The sequence below is a fragment of the Oryzobacter faecalis genome (genome assembly GCF_046764005.1).
GTDB lineage: Bacteria > Actinomycetota > Actinomycetes > Actinomycetales > Dermatophilaceae > Oryzobacter > Oryzobacter faecalis.
The window spans coordinates 470,625-488,983 of record NZ_JBKOFW010000002.1 but is presented as its reverse complement, the minus strand read 5'-3'; the positions used below and the strand labels follow the sequence as shown (position 1 = coordinate 488,983).

Here is an 18,359-nt window from a genome sequence, read left to right as displayed (position 1 = left end):
TCCTCCGGGGTCACGGGTCAGGGGGCGCCGGCGATGAGCCGGGTGCAGCGGGCGTCGAGGATGCGGACGACGTCGCCGAACGCGCCGTACGCGGGGTTCGTCGTCTGTCCGTGGTGGAAGCGGTAGTGGATCTGCTGGGCGATGCCGGCGAGGCGGAAGGCGCCGAACACCTCGTAGAAGCGCCACTGCCCAGGGGTGACGTCGAGCGAGCGGGCCCGCAGGTAGTGCTCGACCACCTCGGCGCGCGTCATCATCCCGGGGGCGTGGGTCGGCTGCAACCGGATCGCGAGCGAGGGCGCGTCGTCGTCGGCCTGCACCCAGTAGGCGAGGGCCGAGCCGAGGTCCATGAGCGGGTCGCCGACCGTGGCGAGCTCCCAGTCGAGGACGCCGACGACGCGCGTGGGGTCGCCGGGGGCGAGGACGAGGTTGTCGAAGCGGAAGTCGTTGTGCACGAGGACGTGCGGGAGGTCGGCCGGCTGGTGGGCGTCGAGCCACGCCATCGTCGCCTCGAAGTCACCGACGTCGGGGGTGCGGGCACGCCGGTAGCGGGTGGCCCAGCCCTCGACCTGTCGCCGCACGTACCCGTCGCCGCGGTCGAGGGCGCCGAGCCCGGACGCGTTCAGCTCGACCTCGTGGAGGGTGACGAGGGTGTCGACGGCGTTGCGGCACAGTCGGTTCACGCTGTCTCGGTCGAGCCCGAGGTCGTCCGGGACGTCGCGCCGCAGGATCGTCCCGACGACGCGGTCCATGACGTAGAACTCCGAGCCGATGACGCCGTCGTCACCGCAGTACCCGACCATCGTCGGCACGAGGGGGAAGGACGGGGCGAGCGCGGCCTGGAGGTCGTGCTCGCGCCGCATGTCGTGGGCACCCTTGGCCTTGGTGCCGGACGGTGGGCGGCGGAGGACGAGGTCGCGGCCGCCGGCGTCGGGACCGCCCTCGTAGCGCAGCAGGTAGGTGAGGTTGCTCGCCCCGCCGACGAACTGGGTGACCTCCGGGGTGGTGCCGAGACCCGCTGTGTCGGAAGCGTTCTCGCGGATCCAGGTGGCGGCCCGCTCGACGTCGAAGGCGTCCTCGGCGCGCACCGGCGCTGCCCCGGGGGCGGGTGCGACGCTCACGGGAGGAACTCCGCCGGGTCCTGGCCGCCCTTGCGGGCCAGCCGCTTCGCCTGCGCGAGCATGGCCCGCTCGTACACCGGCCGCGCGAACCGCTTCGTGAGCCAGGCCTGCCGTCCGAGGCGCTCGGTGAGGATGACCTTCTTGCGCGCGTCGATGCCGTCAAGGACGATGCGCGCGATGGCGGCGGCGTCCTCCTTGGCCTGGGTGATGAGGCGGACACCGGCCTCCTGCATCGCGGCGTCCTTGCCGGAGAACGACTCGTGGAGGTTGGTGCGGAAGAACGCCGGGCACACGACGGAGACGTCGATCCCCCACGGGGACAGCTCGAAGAGGAGCGTCTCGCTGATCGCCACGACGCCGGCCTTCGTCGCGTTGTAGCTCGCCATCCCCGGTCCGTGGACCAGGCCGGCCAGGGAGGCGACGTTGGTGATGTGCCCCGCGCGCTGCTCCTTGAGGAGCGGGGTGAACGTGTGGCAGCCGCGGGCGACACCGAGCAGGTTGACGTCGACGACGCGCTCCCAGTCGGAGATGGCCTCGACGTCGATCCGCCCACCCGTGGCGACACCGGCGTTGTTGACGAGGAGGTCGAGTCCGCCCCACTCCGCGCGGACCCACGCGAGGGCGGCGTCCCAGTCGTGCTGGGACCGGACGTCGAGCCGCCGGTAGTCGACGCCGTCGGGGAGGGTGTCGGGTCGCTCGTCCGCGAGGTCGACGGCGAGGACGCGGTCGCCGCGCGCCGCCATGAGGCGGGCCAGCTCGAGGCCGAGGCCGGAGGCACCGCCCGTGACGAGGGCGCGGCGGGTCATCGGCCCGACCCCTCGGCCGCAGCCGAACGGTGCTGTGCCGCTTCGGTGTACGGCCGGAGCAGGTGTCGGGCGACGACGCCGAGGTGCACCTCGTCGGGCCCGTCGGCGAGCCGCAGGCTCCTGGCCCCGGCGTAGGCGGCGGCGAGGGGGAAGTCCTCGCTCATGCCGCCACCGCCGTGCAGCTGGATCGCGAGGTCGATGACGTCGCACGCTATCTGCGGGACGACGGCCTTGATCTCCGAGACCTCGCTCAGCGCCCCGCGGATGCCGACGGTGTCGAGCTTCCACGCGGCGTGGAGGACGAGGAGGCGGGCCTGGTTGACGGCGATGCGGGCCCGGGCCAGGCGCTCCCGGTTGCCGCCGAGGTCGGCCAGGGGCCTGCCGAACGCGACCCGGCTCGTGGAACGCGCACAGGCGAGCTCGAGGGCCTTCTCGGCGAGGCCGACGAGGCGCATGCAGTGGTGGACCCGGCCCGGGCCGAGGCGGCCCTGGGCGATCTCGGATGCCCGGCCCGGGCCCACGAGGATCGCGCCCTGCGGCAGCCGGACCCCCTCGAGGGAGACCTCGCCGTGGCCGAGCGGCTCGTCGAAGTGGCCCAGGGCGCTCAGCATCCGCTCGACCCGAACGCCCGGGGCGTCGAGCGGGACGAGGACCATCGAGTGCTGCGCGTGCCGGGGGGCGGCGGGGTCGGTGAGCCCCATGAAGATGCCGAGGCGGCAGTCGGGGTGCCCGGCACCGGTCGACCACCACTTGCGCCCGTCGAGGACCACGTCCTCGCCGTCGAGCCGGGCGGTCGCGCGCATGTTCGTGGCGTCCGAGCTGGCGACGCCGGGCTCGGTCATGAGGAAGGCGCTGCGCAGGCGGCCGTCGAGCAGGGGCACGAGCCACTGCTCCTGCTGCTCGGGGGTGCCGTACTGGAGCAGCACCTCCATGTTCCCGGTGTCGGGGGCGTTGCAGTTGAGGACGAGCGGGGCGAGGGTCGAGCGGCCGGTCTGCTCCGCGACGCTCGCGTAGTCGGCGTTCGTGAGGCCGGTGCCGCCGTCGGTGCCGAACCGCTCCGCCCAGGCGTCGCCGTGGCCGGCCGGGAGGAAGAGGTTCCACAGGCCCAGGGCTCGCGCCTTGGTCTTCAGGTCCTCCACGGCGGCGGTGGGTGGCCACGGGTCCTCGCCGCGCGCCCTCCGGGCGGCGACGTCACGGACGAGCCCGGCCTCGACCGGCGCGACCTCGGTGTCGACGAACTCGCGGACCCGGCGCGCGAGGTCGGCGGCCCGGGGCGACGGTGCGAAGTCCATGGAGCGACCCTAGACCGCACGTCCCGAGGAGTCGCCGGGGGATTGTCCCGGCGCGGACCGGGTACGGGGCAGGCCACGCACGGGCGGACCTGCACGCCGCGCGCCCACTGCCGTCACCCGTCAGGAGCAGCCCATGGACACCACCTCCGTCGTCTGGCTCGTCGCCGCCCTCCTCGTCGTCCTCGTCGTCGCCGTCCTCGTCAGGTCCCGCACGGGCTCGCGCCACACGGACCGGAAGCGGACGACGGCCGGCCAGCTGCGGGACGAGGCCGCGGCACGGGACCGGCGGATGCGCCAGGAGGAGGCCCACGCCGCCAAGGTGCAGGCGCAGGCCCAGCTGGCCGAGGCGGAGGCGGCCCGGCAGCGGCTCGAGGCCGAGCGCCTCACCGAGCTCGCCCAGGAACGCCTGAGCAGCGCCCGGAGCCTGCGGCAGGAGCGCGACGAGACCCTCCGGGAAGCCGACCGGCACGACCCCGACGCCTCGACGGCCGAACGAGGTGGCCGGTACGCGGCACGGATGCGGGCCGAGCGCCTCGAGTCCGAGGCCCGGCACCGGGACGGCGAGGGCGGCGAGGACGGCCACGACGCTCGCCGGGAGGCCCGGCGCGACGGCTGACCGCCGCTCCCGCTCCCCAGCCGCGACCTCGCGCCGGCGGTCCGGTCAGGCCAGACCCGCGCCGACGTGTCGTTGCGGACATCGCTGCGCCGGTCGTTCTCGAGCGGTGGAGAATGGGGGGTGGGAGGAGGTGTGTCGACATGACGGACGGACTTCCCACCACCGCGGTGACCAGCACGAGCGACGAGGAGCGCGACCTCCGGGCCCGCGCCCTGAAGCGCCTGGAGGACAAGCGTGGCCTCATGGCCCACTCGTTGGCCTACGTCAGCGTCAACGTGCTGCTGACCGCGATCTGGTTCGTCACCGGCGCCGGGTTCTTCTGGCCGGTCTTCCCCATCTTCGGATGGGGCATCGGCCTGGCCTTCCACGCGTGGGCCGTCATCTGGCCGGAGCCGGGTGAGGAGCAGGTGCGCGCGGAGATGGATCGCCTGCGCGGGCGTCGGACCTAGCAGGGTTCGAGTGTGACCGGGACGCCGTTGAGGACGGCGTTCCCCGACACCGCCTCGACGACGGACGGGTCGGTGAGGTCGTTGACGCAGACCCCTGGGAGGGCCGTGGCGCCGGTGAGCCGCACCCCGTCGCGGGCGTGCCCGTAGCCGTGCGGCAGGCACACCACGCCGCGCGCGACGTCCTCGGTGGCTTCCACGTCGACCTCGACCTCCCCCGCCGCCGACCGCACCCGCACCCGGTCACCGCCGCGCAGCCCTCTGACCGCGAGGTCGTCCGGGTGCGCCAGCAGGGCGTGGCGCGGGCGCCCGCGGGTCAGGCGGGGCTGGTTGTGCAGCCACGAGTTGTTGTCGCGCTGGTGACGCCGGCCGACGAGGAGCAGGTCGTCGGGCCCGAGCCCGGGGCCCGCCTCGAGCGCCGCGACGAGGCGCGGGAGGTCGTCGAGGACGACGTCGGCGTCGAGGTGGACGCGCCGGTCAGGGGTGTGGAGGCGCCCGGGGAGGCGCGGGCGCAGCGGCCCGAGGTCGAGGCCGCCCGGCCCGGCCCCGGTGAGCTTCCGGAGCGAGAGTCCGGCGCCACCGGTGCGCAGCAGGAGGTCGAGCTGGCGGGTCGGCGAGGTCCGCAGGCGGGCCTCGGCCTCGAGCGAGCGGCGGGTGAGCCGCCGCCGGAGGGTGGTGCCGAGGGAGGCCCCGGCGCGGCGCTCGCGCTCGCGGACGACGGCGAGCCCGAGGTCGCGGGCGATCTCCCAGTCGTGCCGACCCCCGGGGTCCTTCGGCAGCAGCGCCGGGGTGAAGCGGGCGGTGTCGCGGACCGCGAGGACGTGGAAGACCAGGTCGTAGTGGTCGCGCTCGAGGGGGCCGGTCGGGGGCAGGACGACGTCGGCGTGGCGGGTCGTCTCGTTGAGGTAGAGGTCGACGGCCACCATGGCGTCGAGGTCGCGGACCGCCTCGTCGAGGCGGTGCCCGCCGGGGGTCGACGAGACCGGGTTGCCGGCGATCGTCAGGAGGGCCCGGATCCGCCCCGGACCGGGGGTCGCCATGTCCTCGGTGAGCGTCGAGACCGGGAGCTCCCCGCCGAAGCCGCGCAGGCCGCGGACGCGTGAGCGCCTGCGGGAGAACCCTCCCGGGCCGATGAGGCCTCGCCCCACGAGGTCGACCGCCGGCGACGTGAACATCGTCCCGCCGGGGCGGTCGAGGTTTCCCGTGAGGACGTTGAGCGCTTGGCAGGCCCACTGGCACACCGTGCCGTAGGCCTGCGTGGAGACGCCCATCCGCCCGTGGACGGCGGCGGAGGGTGCGGCCGCGAGCTCGTGCGCGAGCCGGCGGACGTCATCGGCCGGCACGCCGCTGAAGCGCTCGGCGAGCTCGGGCGTGAACGGCTCGACGGCTGCCCGGACGGCGTCGATCCCCTCGACCCACGACGGCGGGGTGGCGAGGTCCGCGACGAACAGCTCGCGGACCATCGCGAGGAGGACGGCGGCATCCGAGCCGGGCCGGACGAAGAGGTGCTCGTCGGCGACCTTGGCCGTCTCGGTGCGGCGCGGGTCGAGGACCACGAGTCGCCCTCCGCGAGAGGCGAGCTCGCGTCGCCGCTGGGGGAAGTCGGGGACGGTCCACAGTGACCCGTTGGACGCCATCGGGTTGTGCCCGACGAGGACGAGCAGGTCGGTGCGGTCGATGTCGGGGACCGGGAGGAGGAACTGGTGGCCGTAGAGCGCCCAGGCGACGACGTGGTGCGGGAGCTGGTCGACCGAGGTGGCCGAGTACCGGCTCCTCGTCCGGAGGAGGCGGAGGAGGGTCGGGTGGTGGGTCAGCGCCCCGAGGCTGTGGACGTTGGGGTTGCCGAGGTAGACGGCCAGCGCGTCGTCGCCGTGGCGCTCCTGGACGCCGACGAGCAGCTCGGCGGCTCGGGCGAACGCCTCGTCCCACGTGGACTCGCGGAGCTCGCCGTCGGTGCCGCGCACGAGCGGGCGGCGGAGGCGGTCGGGGTCGTCCTGCAGGTCCGGGAGCGCGAGCGCCTTGGGGCAGACGTGGCCGCGCGAGAGGGGGTCGCCCTCGTGCCCACGGATGCCGGCGACGGTGCCGTCGGGCGCCATCGTCACCTCGAGCCCGCACATCGCCTCGCACAGCGTGCACGCGGCGTGCCGGGTGTCCGCGCCCGGGGCGGTCATCGGCGGCGCGGGTCGAAGACGGGGGCGACCCGCTTCATCGCGGCCTCGCGGGCGATCGTCGTGTTCCGTGTGGCGAGGAGGCGGGCCTGCTCGAACCGCTCGCGGGCGAAGGTGCGCCGGTCGCCGGCGGTCCAGGTGCGCTCGAAGAGCCGCTTCGTGGCGGCGACGGCGTCGGGCGAGCGGGTCGCGACCTCCTCGAGGAAGCGGGTCGCGGCGACGAACGGCTCGTCGTGGACCTCGCTCGCCAGGCCCAGCTCGACGGCCCGGGTGCCGCTGACGACCTCACCGGTCATCGTCAGCCGCTTGGCGACGTCGATGGGGACGAGCTGGCTCAGGGCCTGGGCGCCGCCCATGTCGGGGACGAGGCCCCAGCGCGCCTCGAGGACCGACCACTGGGCGTCCGCAGTGGTGAACCGCAGGTCCGCGGACAACGCGATCTGCAGGCCGCCGCCGTAGCAGTGGCCGTGGACGGCGGCGACGACCGGGACGGGGAGGCGGCGCCACGCCCAGCAGGCCTCCTGGAACAGGTTGGTGCCGCGCAGGGGGCTCGGGACGAACGAGCGGGCGACGCGGGGCGGGTCGGCGAGGACGGTGGCGAAGTCGAGGCCGGCGCAGAACGAGTCGCCGTTGCCGCCGAGGACGACTCCGCGCAGGGTGCGGTCGCGCCGCAGCTCACGGGCGGTGTCGCGCAGCCCTTCGAGGGTGTCGAGGGTGAGGGCGTTGAGCTTGTCCGGTCGGTCGAGACGGACCTGGGCGATGCCGCCCTCGACCTCGCAGCGCACGGTGCTCGACATGCCGCCACCCTACGTGCGCCCTGGGCTCCCGGCACGGTCGTGCTCGTCGCGTCGCCGGCCGCGGGCAGGGCTTCGGTGCCGCCCGGGCCGCGCCCTCCGGACACGGCGGGCGCCCCGGCGTCACCCCTGTCCGCCGACTACGCTTCGCACCCCCACACGATGCAAAGTCACCCGCCTCCCCACCGGACGCAAAGCCGGCTGCATCCCCCCACGACGCACCTGCCTTCGCCCCCACCAGGACGCACAGCCGGCTGCATCCGCCCACGACGCACCTGCCTTTGCGCCGTCAGGGGGAGCAAAGCGTAGTCGCCGAACGGCACCCCTGACGGACCGGCCTCAGCCCGCGCGCACGGCCTCGGCGTCGTCGCCCGCCGCCTGGCCCGCACGCGCACCCGCCTCCGCACCGGCACCGGCACCGGGGCCAACCGGACCCACTGGCCGCCAGGTCGCGCGATTGGGGTGCGAGCGCCGGTGGACGAGCACCGACAGCCCGAGCACGACGAGCCCCAGCACGGCCAGGGCCACGCCGACCCACGACGGCGCCGTGTACCCCCAGCCGGCCGCGATGACGACGCCACCGAGCCACGCCCCCAGCGCGTTCGCGAGGTTGAGCGCCGCGTGGTTGCTCGCCGCGGCCAGCGTCTGCGCCGAGCCGGCGACCTGCATGAGCCGCAGCTGGAGGTTGATGACGAGCACGGACGCCAGCACCGAGGTCAGGGCCAGCACGACGAGGGCCGGCACGACCCACCGGGCGACGACCGCGAACATCGCGAGCGAGACCCCGAGCCCCGCCATCCCGATGACGGTCGAGCGGATCACCGACCAGTCGCCCATCCGCCCGGCGACGAGGTTCCCCACGAGCCCGGACGCGCCGAACACGAGCAGGAACAGCGGCACCGCCGAGGACGGCAGACCGGTCACGTCGGTCACGGTCGGCGCGATGTAGGAGTACATCGCGAACATCCCGCCGAAGCCGATCGCGCCGACCCCGAGGGTCAGCCACACCTGGAGGCTGGTCAGCGCGGTCAGCTCCGAGCGCACGGTCTTCGAGCGGTCGCGCGCCAGGTGCGGCACCGCGTACGCGACGAGGCCCACGGTGACGACGCCGATGACCGCGACGAGCCAGTACGCCGACCGCCAGCCGAGGTTCTGCCCCAGCCAGGTCGCGCCCGGGACACCCAGGACGTTCGCGATCGGGATGCCGAGCATCACCCGGCCGACGGCGCGCCCGGCCTGACCCTGCTGGGCGAGGTCGACGGCGACGAGCGCCGCGACGCCGAAGAACGCACCGTGCGGCATCCCGGCGAGGAAGCGCGCGGCGACGAGCGTCTCGTACGACGGGGCCAGCGCGCTGAGGACGTTTCCGACCGTGAATGCCACCATGAGCCCGACGAGCAGCGCCCGCCGCGGCCAGGTCGCCCCGACGACGGCGAGCAGCGGGGCCCCGATGACGACGCCCGCCGCGTACGCGGAGATCGTGTGGCCGGCCTCCGGGATGCTGGCCGACACGCCCTCGGCGATCTCGGGGAGCAGCCCCATCGTGACGAACTCGGTGGTCCCGATGGCGACGCCGCCCATGATGAGGGCGATGGTCGCGAGGGTGGCATGGCGGGGCTGGGGCACGTACCGACAGCGTCGTGACGCCCCCCGGGCATTCCCGCTCCTACGATGAGGCGATGCGCGCAGCCCAGGTGACCCGCCTCGACGGGCCGAGCAGCGTCGAGGTCGTCGACCTCCCCGACGTGGACCCCGGCGCCGACCCGACGAAGGTCGTCATCGAGGTCGCGGCCGCCGGCATCTGCTTCCCCGACGTCCTGCTGACCCGCGGGCAGTACCAGGTCACCCCCGACCTGCCGTTCGTCCCCGGGTCGGAGGTCGCCGGCCGGGTCCGCTGGGCGCCCGCCGGCAGCGGGGTCGAGGAGGGCGACCGGGTCGCCGCGTTCCCGTTCCTCGGTGGCTTCGCCGAGCTCGTCGCCGCCGACCCGGCTGCCGTCTTCGCCCTCCCCGACAGCACGACCTACGAGCAGGGCGCTGCCCTCCCGATGAACTACCTGACCTGCCACTTCGCACTCCGTGAGCGCGGCCGCCTCACGGCCGGCGAGACCGTCCTCGTCCACGGCGCGGCCGGCGGCATCGGCACCGCCGCCCTCCAGCTCGCCCGGGCGTGGGGCGCCCGCACCATCGCCGTCGTCTCCTCCGCCGACCGTGAGGATGTGGCCCGCCGCGCCGGCGCCGACGAGGTCGTCCTCGCCGACGGCTTCCGCGGCGCCGTCGCCGACCTCACCGGCGGGCGCGGGGTCGACCTCGTCGTCGACCCCGTCGGCGGGGACCGCTTCACCGACTCGCTGCGCTCCCTCGCCCCCGGTGGCCGGCTCCTCGTCATCGGGTTCACCGCAGGGTCGATCCCCGAGGTGAAGGTCAACCGCCTCCTGCTGACCAACGCCTCGGTCGTCGGTGTCGGCTGGGGCGCGTGGTGGACCCACCCCGGGGGACCGGGCGCGGCGTTCCTCCGTCAGCAGTGGCACGACCTGCTCCCGCTGCTCGAGGCCGGCCGCATCGACCCGGTCATCGGGGAGGTCCGCGACCTCGCCGAGGTCGCCGACGCCCTCGCCGCCGTCGACGAGCGCCGCGCCCTCGGGAAGGTCCTGCTCGCACCCTGAGCGCAGGCGCCCGGCCATAGGCTCGGGGCATGGACTTCCGCAACGTCTATGCCCAGGGGTTCGCCCGGGTCGCCGCGTGCACGGTGCCCGTCGCCCTCGCCGACCCCGCGGCGAACGCCGAGCGCATCGTCGCCGAGGTCCGCCGGGCCCACGACGACGACGTCGCGGTCGTCCTCCTCCCCGAGCTGAGCCTGTCCGGCTACGCCATCGACGACCTCCTGCTCCAGGACGTCCTCCTCGACGCCGTCGAGGCCGCGGTCGTCACCGTGGCCGAGGCCACCGCGAAGCTCCTCCCCCTCGTCGTCGTCGGCGCCCCGCTGCGCCACGGCAACCGCCTGTACAACTGCGCGGTCGTCATCCACCGCGGCGAGGTCCTCGGCGTCGCGCCGAAGTCGTACCTGCCGAACTACCGCGAGTTCTACGAGAAGCGCCACTTCGCCGCGGGCACCGGCCACCAGGGCGAGTTCCTCGTCCGGCCCGGGTGGCCGGGTGCCGACGTCGACGGCGAGATCCCCTTCGGCCCCGACCTGCTGTTCCAGGCCGAGGACGTCCCCGGGCTCACGGTCCACGCCGAGGTGTGCGAGGACATGTGGGTGCCCGTGCCCCCGAGCCACGAGGCCGCGCTCGCCGGCGCGACCGTCCTGCTCAACCTCAGCGCCTCCCCCATCACGGTGGGCCGCGCCGAGGACCGCCACCTGTACGCGCGCTCGGCGAGCGCGCGCTGCAACGCCGCCTACCTCTACGCCGCCGCGAGCGCCGGCGAGTCGACGACCGACCTGTCGTGGGACGGGATGACGATGGTCTACGAGCTCGGCGACCTGCTCGGTGAGAGCGAGCGGTTCCCCGACGGCCCGCGCTCGACCGTCGTCGACGTCGACCTCGACCGGCTGCGCCAGGAGCGCCTGCGCCAGGGCAGCTTCGACGACAACGCGCTCGCCTACACCGCCGACGACTCCGGGTTCCGGGTCGTCCCGTTCCGCCTGAAGCCGCCGAGCGGAGACCTCGGCCTCCGCCGCGCCGTCGACCGGTTCCCGTTCGTCCCGGATGACGAGGCACGCCTCGCGCTCGACTGCTACGAGGCCTACAACATCCAGGTCTCCGGCCTCGAGCAGCGGATGCGCGCCATCGGCGGCGGCGACCCCGAGCGGATGCCGCGGATCGTCATCGGCGTCTCGGGCGGGCTCGACTCCACCCACGCGCTCATCGTCGCGGCCAAGGCGACCGACCGCCTCGGCCTGCCCCGCACGCACGTCCTCGGCTTCACGATGCCGGGCTTCGCGACGAGCGCCGGGACGAAGAGCAACGCCATCCACCTCATGGAGTCACTGGGCATCGAGTGGGAGGAGCTCGACATCCGTCCCGCGGCGCGCCAGATGCTCGCCGACCTCGGCCATCCGTTCGGGCGCGGAGAGGAGGTCTACGACGTGACCTTCGAGAACGTCCAGGCCGGCCTGCGCACCGACTACCTGTTCCGCGCGGCGAACCAGCGCGGCGGCATCGTCCTCGGCACCGGAGACCTGTCCGAGCTGGCGCTCGGCTGGTGCACCTACGGCGTCGGTGACCAGATGTCGCACTACGGCGTCAACACCGGGGTGCCGAAGACGTTGATGCAGCACCTCATCCGGTGGGTCGTGTCGTCGGGGCAGTTCGAGGGCGAGGTCAACGACACGCTGCTGGAGATCCTCGGCCAGGAGATCAGCCCGGAGCTCGTGCCGGCGAGGGAGGGCGAGAAGATCCAGTCGACCGAGGACTCGATCGGGCCCTACAACCTCCACGACTTCACCCTCTTCCATGTCCTGCGCCGCGGCTACCGCCCGAGCAAGATCGCCTTCCTCGCCGAGCACGCCTGGGCCGACGCCGCCCGTGGCGCCTGGCCCCACGGGTTCCCCGAGGGCGCCCGCCCCGAGTACGACCTCGCCGACATCACGCGGTGGATGGCGGTCTTCCACCGGCGCTTCTTCGGCAACCAGTTCAAGCGGTCGGCGATCCCCAACGGGCCGAAGGTCGTCGCCGGCGGGTCGCTCTCGCCGCGGGGCGACTGGCGGATGCCCTCGGACGCCGCGGCCACCGCGTGGCTCGCCGAGCTGGAGGCCGAGGTCCCCTCCTCCTGAGGCTGGTGGGGCACCCGGGGCCGGCGCGGGTGGTGGTAGCACACCAATCGCCTCGACGGGGGTTTACGGCCGCACGGGAGAGGGCCACCATCGGGAGCACGGCCGGCGCCCCGTCGGTCGAGGACGCGGTCGGGGTGCCGCACCGACTCCCCTGCTCCGCGTCGCCCACCTGGCACGGGAGACATCATGAGCGTGAGCACGAGCACCACCCCCACCCGCCGACTCAGCCGCCGCACCTCGGTCGCCGCGGCGCTCGCTGCCGTCGCCGTGGTGGGCGTCGGCGCGTTCCAGTACGCCGACGCGGCCGACCCGGGCGTCGACATCGTCTACGTCGCGACGGGCGCCGACTTCCCCGACGCCCTCTCCGGCAGCGTCCTCGCCGCCCTCGACGGGGCGCCCCTGCTCCTCGTGACCCGCACGTCGATCCCGGCCGCCACGGTCACCGAGCTCGAGCGGCTCGACCCGCGCTACATCCGGGTACTCGGTGGGACGGGTGTCGTCAGCGACGCCGTCCTCAACACGCTCAAGACGTACGCGACGGCCAACACGGCCGACGAGGTCACCCGCATCGCCGGTGCCAACCGGTACGCGACAGCCGCCGAGATCTCCAAGAAGGTGCCGGCCGCGGCGATGAAGATGCCCGAGAACCAGGTGAAGGTCGTGACGGGGTCGCCGGCGGCACCCACCGTGATCGGCGTCGTCGCGTCGACCACCGTGACGCTGCCCGACGTCTGCCCCGGGGTGGACCAGTGGAAGGTCCGCGCGACGGCCAACGGCTACTTCCTCACGTCGGGCTCGGTGACGTCCGGCGGCGCCACGGCCGCGCTGTCCCTGGACAACGCGGGGACGTTCGACGGCGCGACCGTGGTCAACCAGAACTTCGTCGAGGGCGTCGGCCAGACCCGTGAGGCCTACACCAGCGACTTCATCTACGACAACGTCGACGCGGGCAACCACACGATCCGCGAGTGGGGGGTCGAGAGCACGGACGTCAGTGTCACGATGGCCAACAACCGGCTGCTCGTCCAGGTGATCGGCTACACCTGCTGAGCGTGTCCCCGCTCGGCGGCGGCGTCCCGCAGGGCGCCGCCGTCGAGGCGGAACCGGGTCCACTCGTCCTGCGCGACGGCGCCGATCGACTCGTAGAACCCGATGCTCGGGGTGTTCCAGTCCAGGACCCACCACTCGAGGCGGTGGTAGCCGCGCTCGACGCAGAGGCCCGCGAGCGTCCGCAGCAGCTCCTGTCCGAGACCCGAACCGCGATGGGCCGGAGTCACGTACAGGTCCTCGAGCCAGATGCCGTGGGTGCCGGTCCACGTCGAGAACGACAGGAACCAGATGGCGCAGCCCACGACCTCACCGTCGACCTCGGCGACGTGGGCGAAGGCGGCGGGTTCGCGACCGTCCGGGAAGAGCCCCTCGCGCAGCTGCTCCTCGGTGGCGTCGACCTCGTGGAGCGCCTTCTCGTACTCGGCGAGCTCGCGGACGAGGCGGAGGACGACCGGCACGTCCTCGGGGGCTGCGGGGCGGATGCGCTGGCTCACCCGGCGATCGTAGGCGGCGGGCGAGGGCCCGCCTCGCCGGCTCCAGCAGTGGTGTGCCGCCGACTTCTTCAACCCGCTTGATCAATCGATCCAGCGGCTTGGGCACCTACTCAACCGGCTTGATCTATCAATCCAGCGGTTTGAGCAACCACTCAACCGGTTGGACGGATCGATCAAGGGGGTTGACGAGGTTCCGCAGCACGTGACGATGCACGACCGCCCGTCCGCCGCCCCCCGCGTGGCAGCGTGGACCCGTGACCGACCCGACCGACCCGATCCACCACCTCGCCGAGACCGAGCACTGGGAGGCCGCCCGACGGACCGGTCGCTACGAACGCTCCACCCTCGGACGCTCCCTCGCCGACGAGGGCTTCATCCACCTGTCGACCGCGGCGCAGTGGCCCGGCGTCCTCGACCGCTACTACCGCGAGCACGAGGGCGACCTCGTCCTCCTCACCGTCGACCCCGCCCTCCTCGACCCGGAGACCGAGCTGCGGTGGGAGGCAGGCGGACCCACCACCGGCGAGCTGTTCCCGCACCTCTACGGCCCCCTCCCGCTGGGCGCCGTCACGGCGACCCGCCTCCTCACGCCTCCCCACGGCGCGCCGACCGGCTGAGCGGCCGGCCCCGCCGGCGTCAGGAGGGCGCGAGGGCCGTGGCCGGCAGGTCGAACCAGCGCAGGTGCTCGAAGTCGTCCGACAGCACGGCGGGGACCGACAGGTCGGGCGGGACGGCCGCCGCCAGCAGCGCCGCACCATCGGCCAGGTGCGCCGCCAGCACGTCCTCACCCGCGGTGGCGTGCGAGCGCGGCACCTCCATGCGACCGTCGTCGGTGTAGCGGATGCCGCCCAGCCGGACGGGCGGCTCGACGACGCCCTCGCGGTGCCTCCAGCGCCCGGTCACCGGGTCGAAGAGGTAGTCGCCGAGGAGCCGCCACCCGTCGCGTGCGACGAGGCGGACGGCCTCGACGACGTAGTCGGCCACCGTCTCGGAGATGAAGTAGTTGAAGTTCACCCGCACCCAGCCGGGCTTGATGCCCTCGCAGCCACCGGTGATCTCGCGCTCGAACTCGTGGCTGCGCTCGAGGTCGATGCCGAGGAGCCGGTGTCCATACGGCCCCGCGCACGAGCACCCACCACGCGCCTGGATGCCGAACAGGTCGTTGAGCAGCGCGACGACGTAGTTGTGGTGGAGGTACTGCCCCGAGGGCGCCCGCACGACGAACGAGACGATCGACAGGCGCGGGGCGTCGAGGTTGCCGAGGATCTCGATGCCCGGCTCGGCCCGCCAGGCCGCGACCGCCCGAGACAGGAAGTGCTCCTCGCGCGCCCGGATCGTCTCGACCCCCACGGCCTCCTTGAGCTGGAACACGAGCCCGGCCCGGACCGACTCGATGATCGCCGGGGTGCCGCCCTCCTCGCGGTGGGCGGGGTCGGCGAGGTACGCGTGCTCCTCGGGGTTGACGTAGGCGACGGTGCCCCCACCGGGGACGACCGGCACCCGGTTCGTGAACAGCTCGCGCCGCGCGACGAGCACCCCGGGCGTCGACGGCCCGCCGATGAACTTGTGCGGCGAGAGGAATACCGCGTCCTTGTAGGCGAGCGGGTCGCCGTCGGCCGGTGCCGTCATCTCGATGTCGACGTAGGGGGCGGCCGCCGCGAAGTCCCAGAACGCGAGCGCCCCGTGGGCGTGGAGCATCGCCGAGATGCCGTAGGTGTCGCTGACGATGCCGGTGACGTTCGAGGCCGCGCTGAACGACCCGATGACGAGGGGTCGGTCGGCGAACTCCTCGAGCCGCTCGAGCAGGTCCTCCTGGCAGACCCCGCCGTCGGCGTCCTGGCGGATGGCGACGACGTCGGCGACGCACTCGCGCCAGGGGATCTCGTTCGAGTGGTGCTCGTACGGCCCGATGAGGACGACCGGCCGCTCGTCGGCGGGCACGTGCCGCGCCAGCTGCCAGCGGTCCTCGAGGTTGCTCGGCAGCCGCAGCCCGAGCACCCCGATGAGCTTGTCGATCGCGCCGGTGCAGCCCGAGCCGGTGAACAGCACGACGGTGTCGTCGTCACCGTGGACGGCGTCGCGGATGATGCGGCGCGCGTCCTCGCGCAGACGGGTGGTCTGCAGGCCGGTGCCGCTGCTCTCGGTGTGGGTGTTGGCGTAGCCGGGCAGCACCTCGTCGCGGATGAAGTCCTCGATGAAGGTCAGCGCCCGCCCGCTCGCCGTGTAGTCGGCGTAGGTGACCCGACGTCGCCCGTACGGCGTCTCCATGACGTGGTCCTCGCCGATCACCGACCCGCGGATGAGCTGGAGGAGCGCGTCGGCGCGCCCCGGTGCCTCGTTGCTGCCGTGCATGCGTCCAGCGTCCCACGGGTCGGGGCCGGCCCCGTCGCGGGACCGGCCCCTCCCCTCGTCGTGGGGCGAGCGCTCACTCGAGCGAGAAGCCCTCGACGTCGTCGTCCCACCAGCCGCCGCCGCCGTTGACGGTGCGGTCACGGGCGACGCCGCGCAGCACGTAGCCGCAGGCCTGCATCCCGGCCGTGTCGAACGACCACGTGCCGTTCGTCCCGGTCGTGGCGGCGGCGGGGTAGGCCGTGGCCCCCGTGACCGACCACCGTGGCGTGCCACCCGGCGTCGTGGCCGTGTAGGGCGCGCCCTCGACCGAGAGCGAGACGTGGTCGAAGTGCTCGTCGGTGGCGGAGAAGGTGCCCTCGAGCACCGCGCCGATCGGGAACTTCATGCACGAGCCCGCCGGGATGGTCGGCTGGCCGGGCAGGTGGTAGCCGGTGATCTCGACGTCGACGACCGGGCTGGCCTGGTCGAGGTGGAGCCGCACCTCCTGCCGGGTCGAGCTGTCCGGGCAGGTGATGACCTGCGCGGCGTAGGTCGTCGTGGCGTCCTTGGCCAGCAGCTCGATCTCCCACGTCCCGACGCGCGGCTGCGAGGACCACGGGTAGAGGAGGTTGCCCACGACCTGCCGCCAGCCCGCACCCGACGGCGAGGGGTCGGCGAGGTAGGTGAACCAGCCGCCGGCGTCGGCGCTCTGGTGCACCACGTGCTGCGTGGGCGGGGCCCCGCCGATCGACTCGGTGACCCAGACGTCGAACGGGCTGGTCAGCTGCTCGGTCGCGAGAACCGTTCCGTCGGAGGCGATCTGGTGGGCGAACAGCTTGTACTTCATCGGCGTCGCCGCGAGGTCGGGCGCACCCGGGATGAAGCCGGCGATGCCGATGCCGCCGCCGAACGGCCGCTCGTGCACGTGCGTGAGCCCGGTCGCCTGGTCGACCTGGCACACCGCCAGGCCGCTGACGCTCTCGAGCACCGGGGCCAGCGGGGTGACCGCGCCGGCGGGCAGCTCGAAGCGGGCCTCCTCGCGGTTGCCCCACGTGGGCACCCAGCTCGGGTTGCCGGGCGGCGGCGCCTGCTGCCACGACAGGATGGCGCGCACGCGCGGCTGCACCGGACCGTCCGAGCAGGCCCGGCGGCGCGAGTACGACCCCAGCGGGTGGTACACCGAGAACCGCAGGCCGCCCTTGGGCACGTCCTCGTCGTGGACCACGGTCGACGTCGTGCCGACGTACTGCCAGCCCGATCCCCAGTCGACCCAGAACGCGACGTACTCGGTCGAGCCGGCGGTGCATGCCGACCCGCTGTAGCCGTACGGCCTCTTCACGGTGAAGACCCCGACGAGGGCGTCCTGCACCGGGTCGTAGCCGACGCAGCCGAGCTCCTCGTACGAGGTGTCGCCGTCGGTCTTCAGCAGCTCGGCGAGGAAGTCGGCGTACGACATCCCGATCTGGTCCAGGACCGAGCCGAGCGAGGCGCTGCCCGTGAAGGGCAGGGGAGCCGCGAGGGCGTCCTTGGCCGCCTTGCCCTTCTTCGTCGTGACCCGGCGCTGCTTCACCACCGGCGCGGACGTCACGGCCTCGCGCAGCCCGGTCGTCGTCGCCTTGAGGTAGGCGGGGAAGACGAACCGCGCGGCGGGCACGTCGTTGGACAGGTACGCCTCGGCGAGGTCGACCGGCGCGGGCGTCGGGGCGACGGTCACCTTCAGCTCGGACTGCGGGTCGATGACGTCGGCGACGAGCTCGGGCAGCTTGATCGCGCCGATCTCGACGAGCTCCCACAGCTTCGGGAAGCGGCGGCTGCGCGGCCGCACCCGCACGTCCATGACGTTGCCCCACGGCGGCGGCCAGTCGGGCTGTCCCGCAGGCGGCGGCACGTTCCACGACACGATCGCGCGCACCATCGGGTGGTTCTCGATCCAGCACAGGGTGTGCCGCATCGGCGTCACGACGTTGACGGCGTGCACGAGCGGGCGCGGCCCCGGGGTGTCGTGCACCGGGAACGAGTCGGCGCCGGCGTCGACCCAGGTGGCACCGTCATCCGTCGAGACGTAGAACCGCACGTACTCGGTGGAACCGGACGCACACAGCGGCCCGGAGTACCCGCTGTTCGCGGTGATGGCGACCGTCGCGGTCAGCTGGTCGAGCGAGGGCGTGAGGCCGACGCAGGTGAGCTTCTCGAAGGTCGTGTTCCCCGAGACCGGCTCGAACCCGAGCAGCTCGGTGGGCAGCACCCCCTTGGCGTCGACGAACGCACTGAGCGCGAGCGTCTGGGTGCGGACGGCGACGAGCGTGTCGTCGACCTGCACCGCGGTGTCCTTCTCGCCCAGGGGGCGACGTGGCTTCGTGGTCATGCTGTGATTCCTTCCCCGTGTGGGGCCACCCCCGACGGGTGCCCCCGGAGCCCTCGGCGAGGACTCCCCCGTACGCACCAAGAGCCCCCTCCCGTCACTCCTGAT

General features: G+C 73.6%; 15 protein-coding genes. 6 read left to right on the top strand and 9 right to left on the bottom strand.

All coding sequences use genetic code 11. The features are described from left to right. Window positions 1-17: 17 nt before the first annotated feature. Genes ACK8HX_RS06150 through ACK8HX_RS06140 form a run of 3 tightly spaced genes read right to left on the bottom strand, consistent with a single transcriptional unit; the run spans window position 18 to window position 3,216 of the window. Window positions 18-1,118 (bottom strand): phosphotransferase family protein, encoded by a 1,101-nt coding sequence (locus ACK8HX_RS06150; RefSeq protein ID WP_411939778.1) that lies wholly within the window; start codon window positions 1,116-1,118, stop codon window positions 18-20. After that, a complete protein-coding gene (locus ACK8HX_RS06145) occupies window positions 1,115-1,924 on the bottom strand; it encodes an SDR family NAD(P)-dependent oxidoreductase (protein WP_411939777.1) in 810 nt (269 codons plus the stop codon). Before ACK8HX_RS06145 ends, ACK8HX_RS06150 begins: the two co-directional genes overlap by 4 nt. Then, the gene (locus tag ACK8HX_RS06140; RefSeq protein ID WP_411939776.1) at window positions 1,921-3,216 is read right to left on the bottom strand and encodes an acyl-CoA dehydrogenase family protein; all 1,296 of its coding nucleotides are present in this window, start codon (window positions 3,214-3,216) and stop codon (window positions 1,921-1,923) included. The genes ACK8HX_RS06145 and ACK8HX_RS06140 overlap by 4 nt, the downstream gene beginning before the upstream one ends. A 133-nt stretch (window positions 3,217-3,349) precedes the next feature. On the opposite strand from ACK8HX_RS06140, the gene ACK8HX_RS06135 reads away from it, so the two are divergent. After that, complete coding sequence (locus tag ACK8HX_RS06135) at window positions 3,350-3,832, top strand: hypothetical protein (protein ID WP_411939775.1); 483 nt, start codon at window positions 3,350-3,352, stop codon at window positions 3,830-3,832. Between the two features lie 140 nt (window positions 3,833-3,972). Further along, window positions 3,973-4,281, top strand: a complete 309-nt coding sequence (locus ACK8HX_RS06130; protein ID WP_411939774.1) for a 2TM domain-containing protein — start codon at window positions 3,973-3,975, stop codon at window positions 4,279-4,281. On the opposite strand, the gene ACK8HX_RS06125 is transcribed toward ACK8HX_RS06130, so the two are convergent. From ACK8HX_RS06125 to ACK8HX_RS06115, 3 genes are all read right to left on the bottom strand, one after another. Next, window positions 4,278-6,449, bottom strand: coding sequence for a molybdopterin-dependent oxidoreductase (locus ACK8HX_RS06125; protein ID WP_411939773.1), 2,172 nt, complete (start codon window positions 6,447-6,449; stop codon window positions 4,278-4,280). The two genes, ACK8HX_RS06130 and ACK8HX_RS06125, sit on opposite strands and share 4 nt — an antisense overlap. After that, a complete protein-coding gene (locus ACK8HX_RS06120) occupies window positions 6,446-7,243 on the bottom strand; it encodes a crotonase/enoyl-CoA hydratase family protein (protein WP_411939772.1) in 798 nt (265 codons plus the stop codon). The genes ACK8HX_RS06125 and ACK8HX_RS06120 overlap by 4 nt, the downstream gene beginning before the upstream one ends. A gap of 336 nt (window positions 7,244-7,579) precedes the next feature. Next, window positions 7,580-8,866: an MFS transporter gene (locus ACK8HX_RS06115; RefSeq protein WP_411939771.1), complete on the bottom strand. Its 1,287-nt coding sequence runs from the start codon at window positions 8,864-8,866 to the stop codon at window positions 7,580-7,582. Between the two features lie 53 nt (window positions 8,867-8,919). Here ACK8HX_RS06115 and ACK8HX_RS06110 point away from each other — a divergent pair, with 53 nt between their 5' ends. The 3 genes from ACK8HX_RS06110 to ACK8HX_RS06100 all read left to right on the top strand — a co-directional run bounded on the left by ACK8HX_RS06110 (window position 8,920) and on the right by ACK8HX_RS06100 (window position 13,064). Continuing rightward, a complete protein-coding gene (locus tag ACK8HX_RS06110; protein WP_411939770.1) occupies window positions 8,920-9,903 on the top strand; it encodes an NADPH:quinone oxidoreductase family protein in 984 nt (327 codons plus the stop codon). Between the two features lie 29 nt (window positions 9,904-9,932). Then, window positions 9,933-12,014 carry an NAD(+) synthase gene (locus ACK8HX_RS06105; RefSeq protein ID WP_411939769.1) on the top strand — a complete coding sequence of 694 codons (2,082 nt, stop codon included), beginning with the start codon at window positions 9,933-9,935 and terminating at the stop codon, window positions 12,012-12,014. 192 nt (window positions 12,015-12,206) lie between these two features. After that, window positions 12,207-13,064, top strand: a complete 858-nt coding sequence (locus tag ACK8HX_RS06100) for a cell wall-binding repeat-containing protein (RefSeq protein WP_411939768.1) — start codon at window positions 12,207-12,209, stop codon at window positions 13,062-13,064. Here the strand turns inward: ACK8HX_RS06100 and ACK8HX_RS06095 are convergent. Next, a complete protein-coding gene (locus ACK8HX_RS06095; protein WP_411939767.1) occupies window positions 13,052-13,558 on the bottom strand; it encodes a GNAT family N-acetyltransferase in 507 nt (168 codons plus the stop codon). The genes ACK8HX_RS06100 and ACK8HX_RS06095 overlap by 13 nt on opposite strands. A gap of 254 nt (window positions 13,559-13,812) precedes the next feature. Between ACK8HX_RS06095 and ACK8HX_RS06090 the strand changes: the two genes are divergently transcribed. Further along, window positions 13,813-14,175, top strand: coding sequence for a DUF952 domain-containing protein (locus tag ACK8HX_RS06090; protein ID WP_411939766.1), 363 nt, complete (start codon window positions 13,813-13,815; stop codon window positions 14,173-14,175). Between the two features lie 19 nt (window positions 14,176-14,194). Here ACK8HX_RS06090 and ACK8HX_RS06085 read toward each other — a convergent pair whose 3' ends face one another. Both ACK8HX_RS06085 and ACK8HX_RS06080 read right to left on the bottom strand, forming a co-directional pair. Beyond that, a complete protein-coding gene (locus tag ACK8HX_RS06085; RefSeq protein WP_411939765.1) occupies window positions 14,195-15,910 on the bottom strand; it encodes an aminotransferase class V-fold PLP-dependent enzyme in 1,716 nt (571 codons plus the stop codon). Window positions 15,911-15,983: 73 nt separating this feature from the next. Next, a complete protein-coding gene (locus ACK8HX_RS06080; RefSeq protein ID WP_411939764.1) occupies window positions 15,984-18,254 on the bottom strand; it encodes a hypothetical protein in 2,271 nt (756 codons plus the stop codon). Window positions 18,255-18,359: the final 105 nt, after the last annotated feature.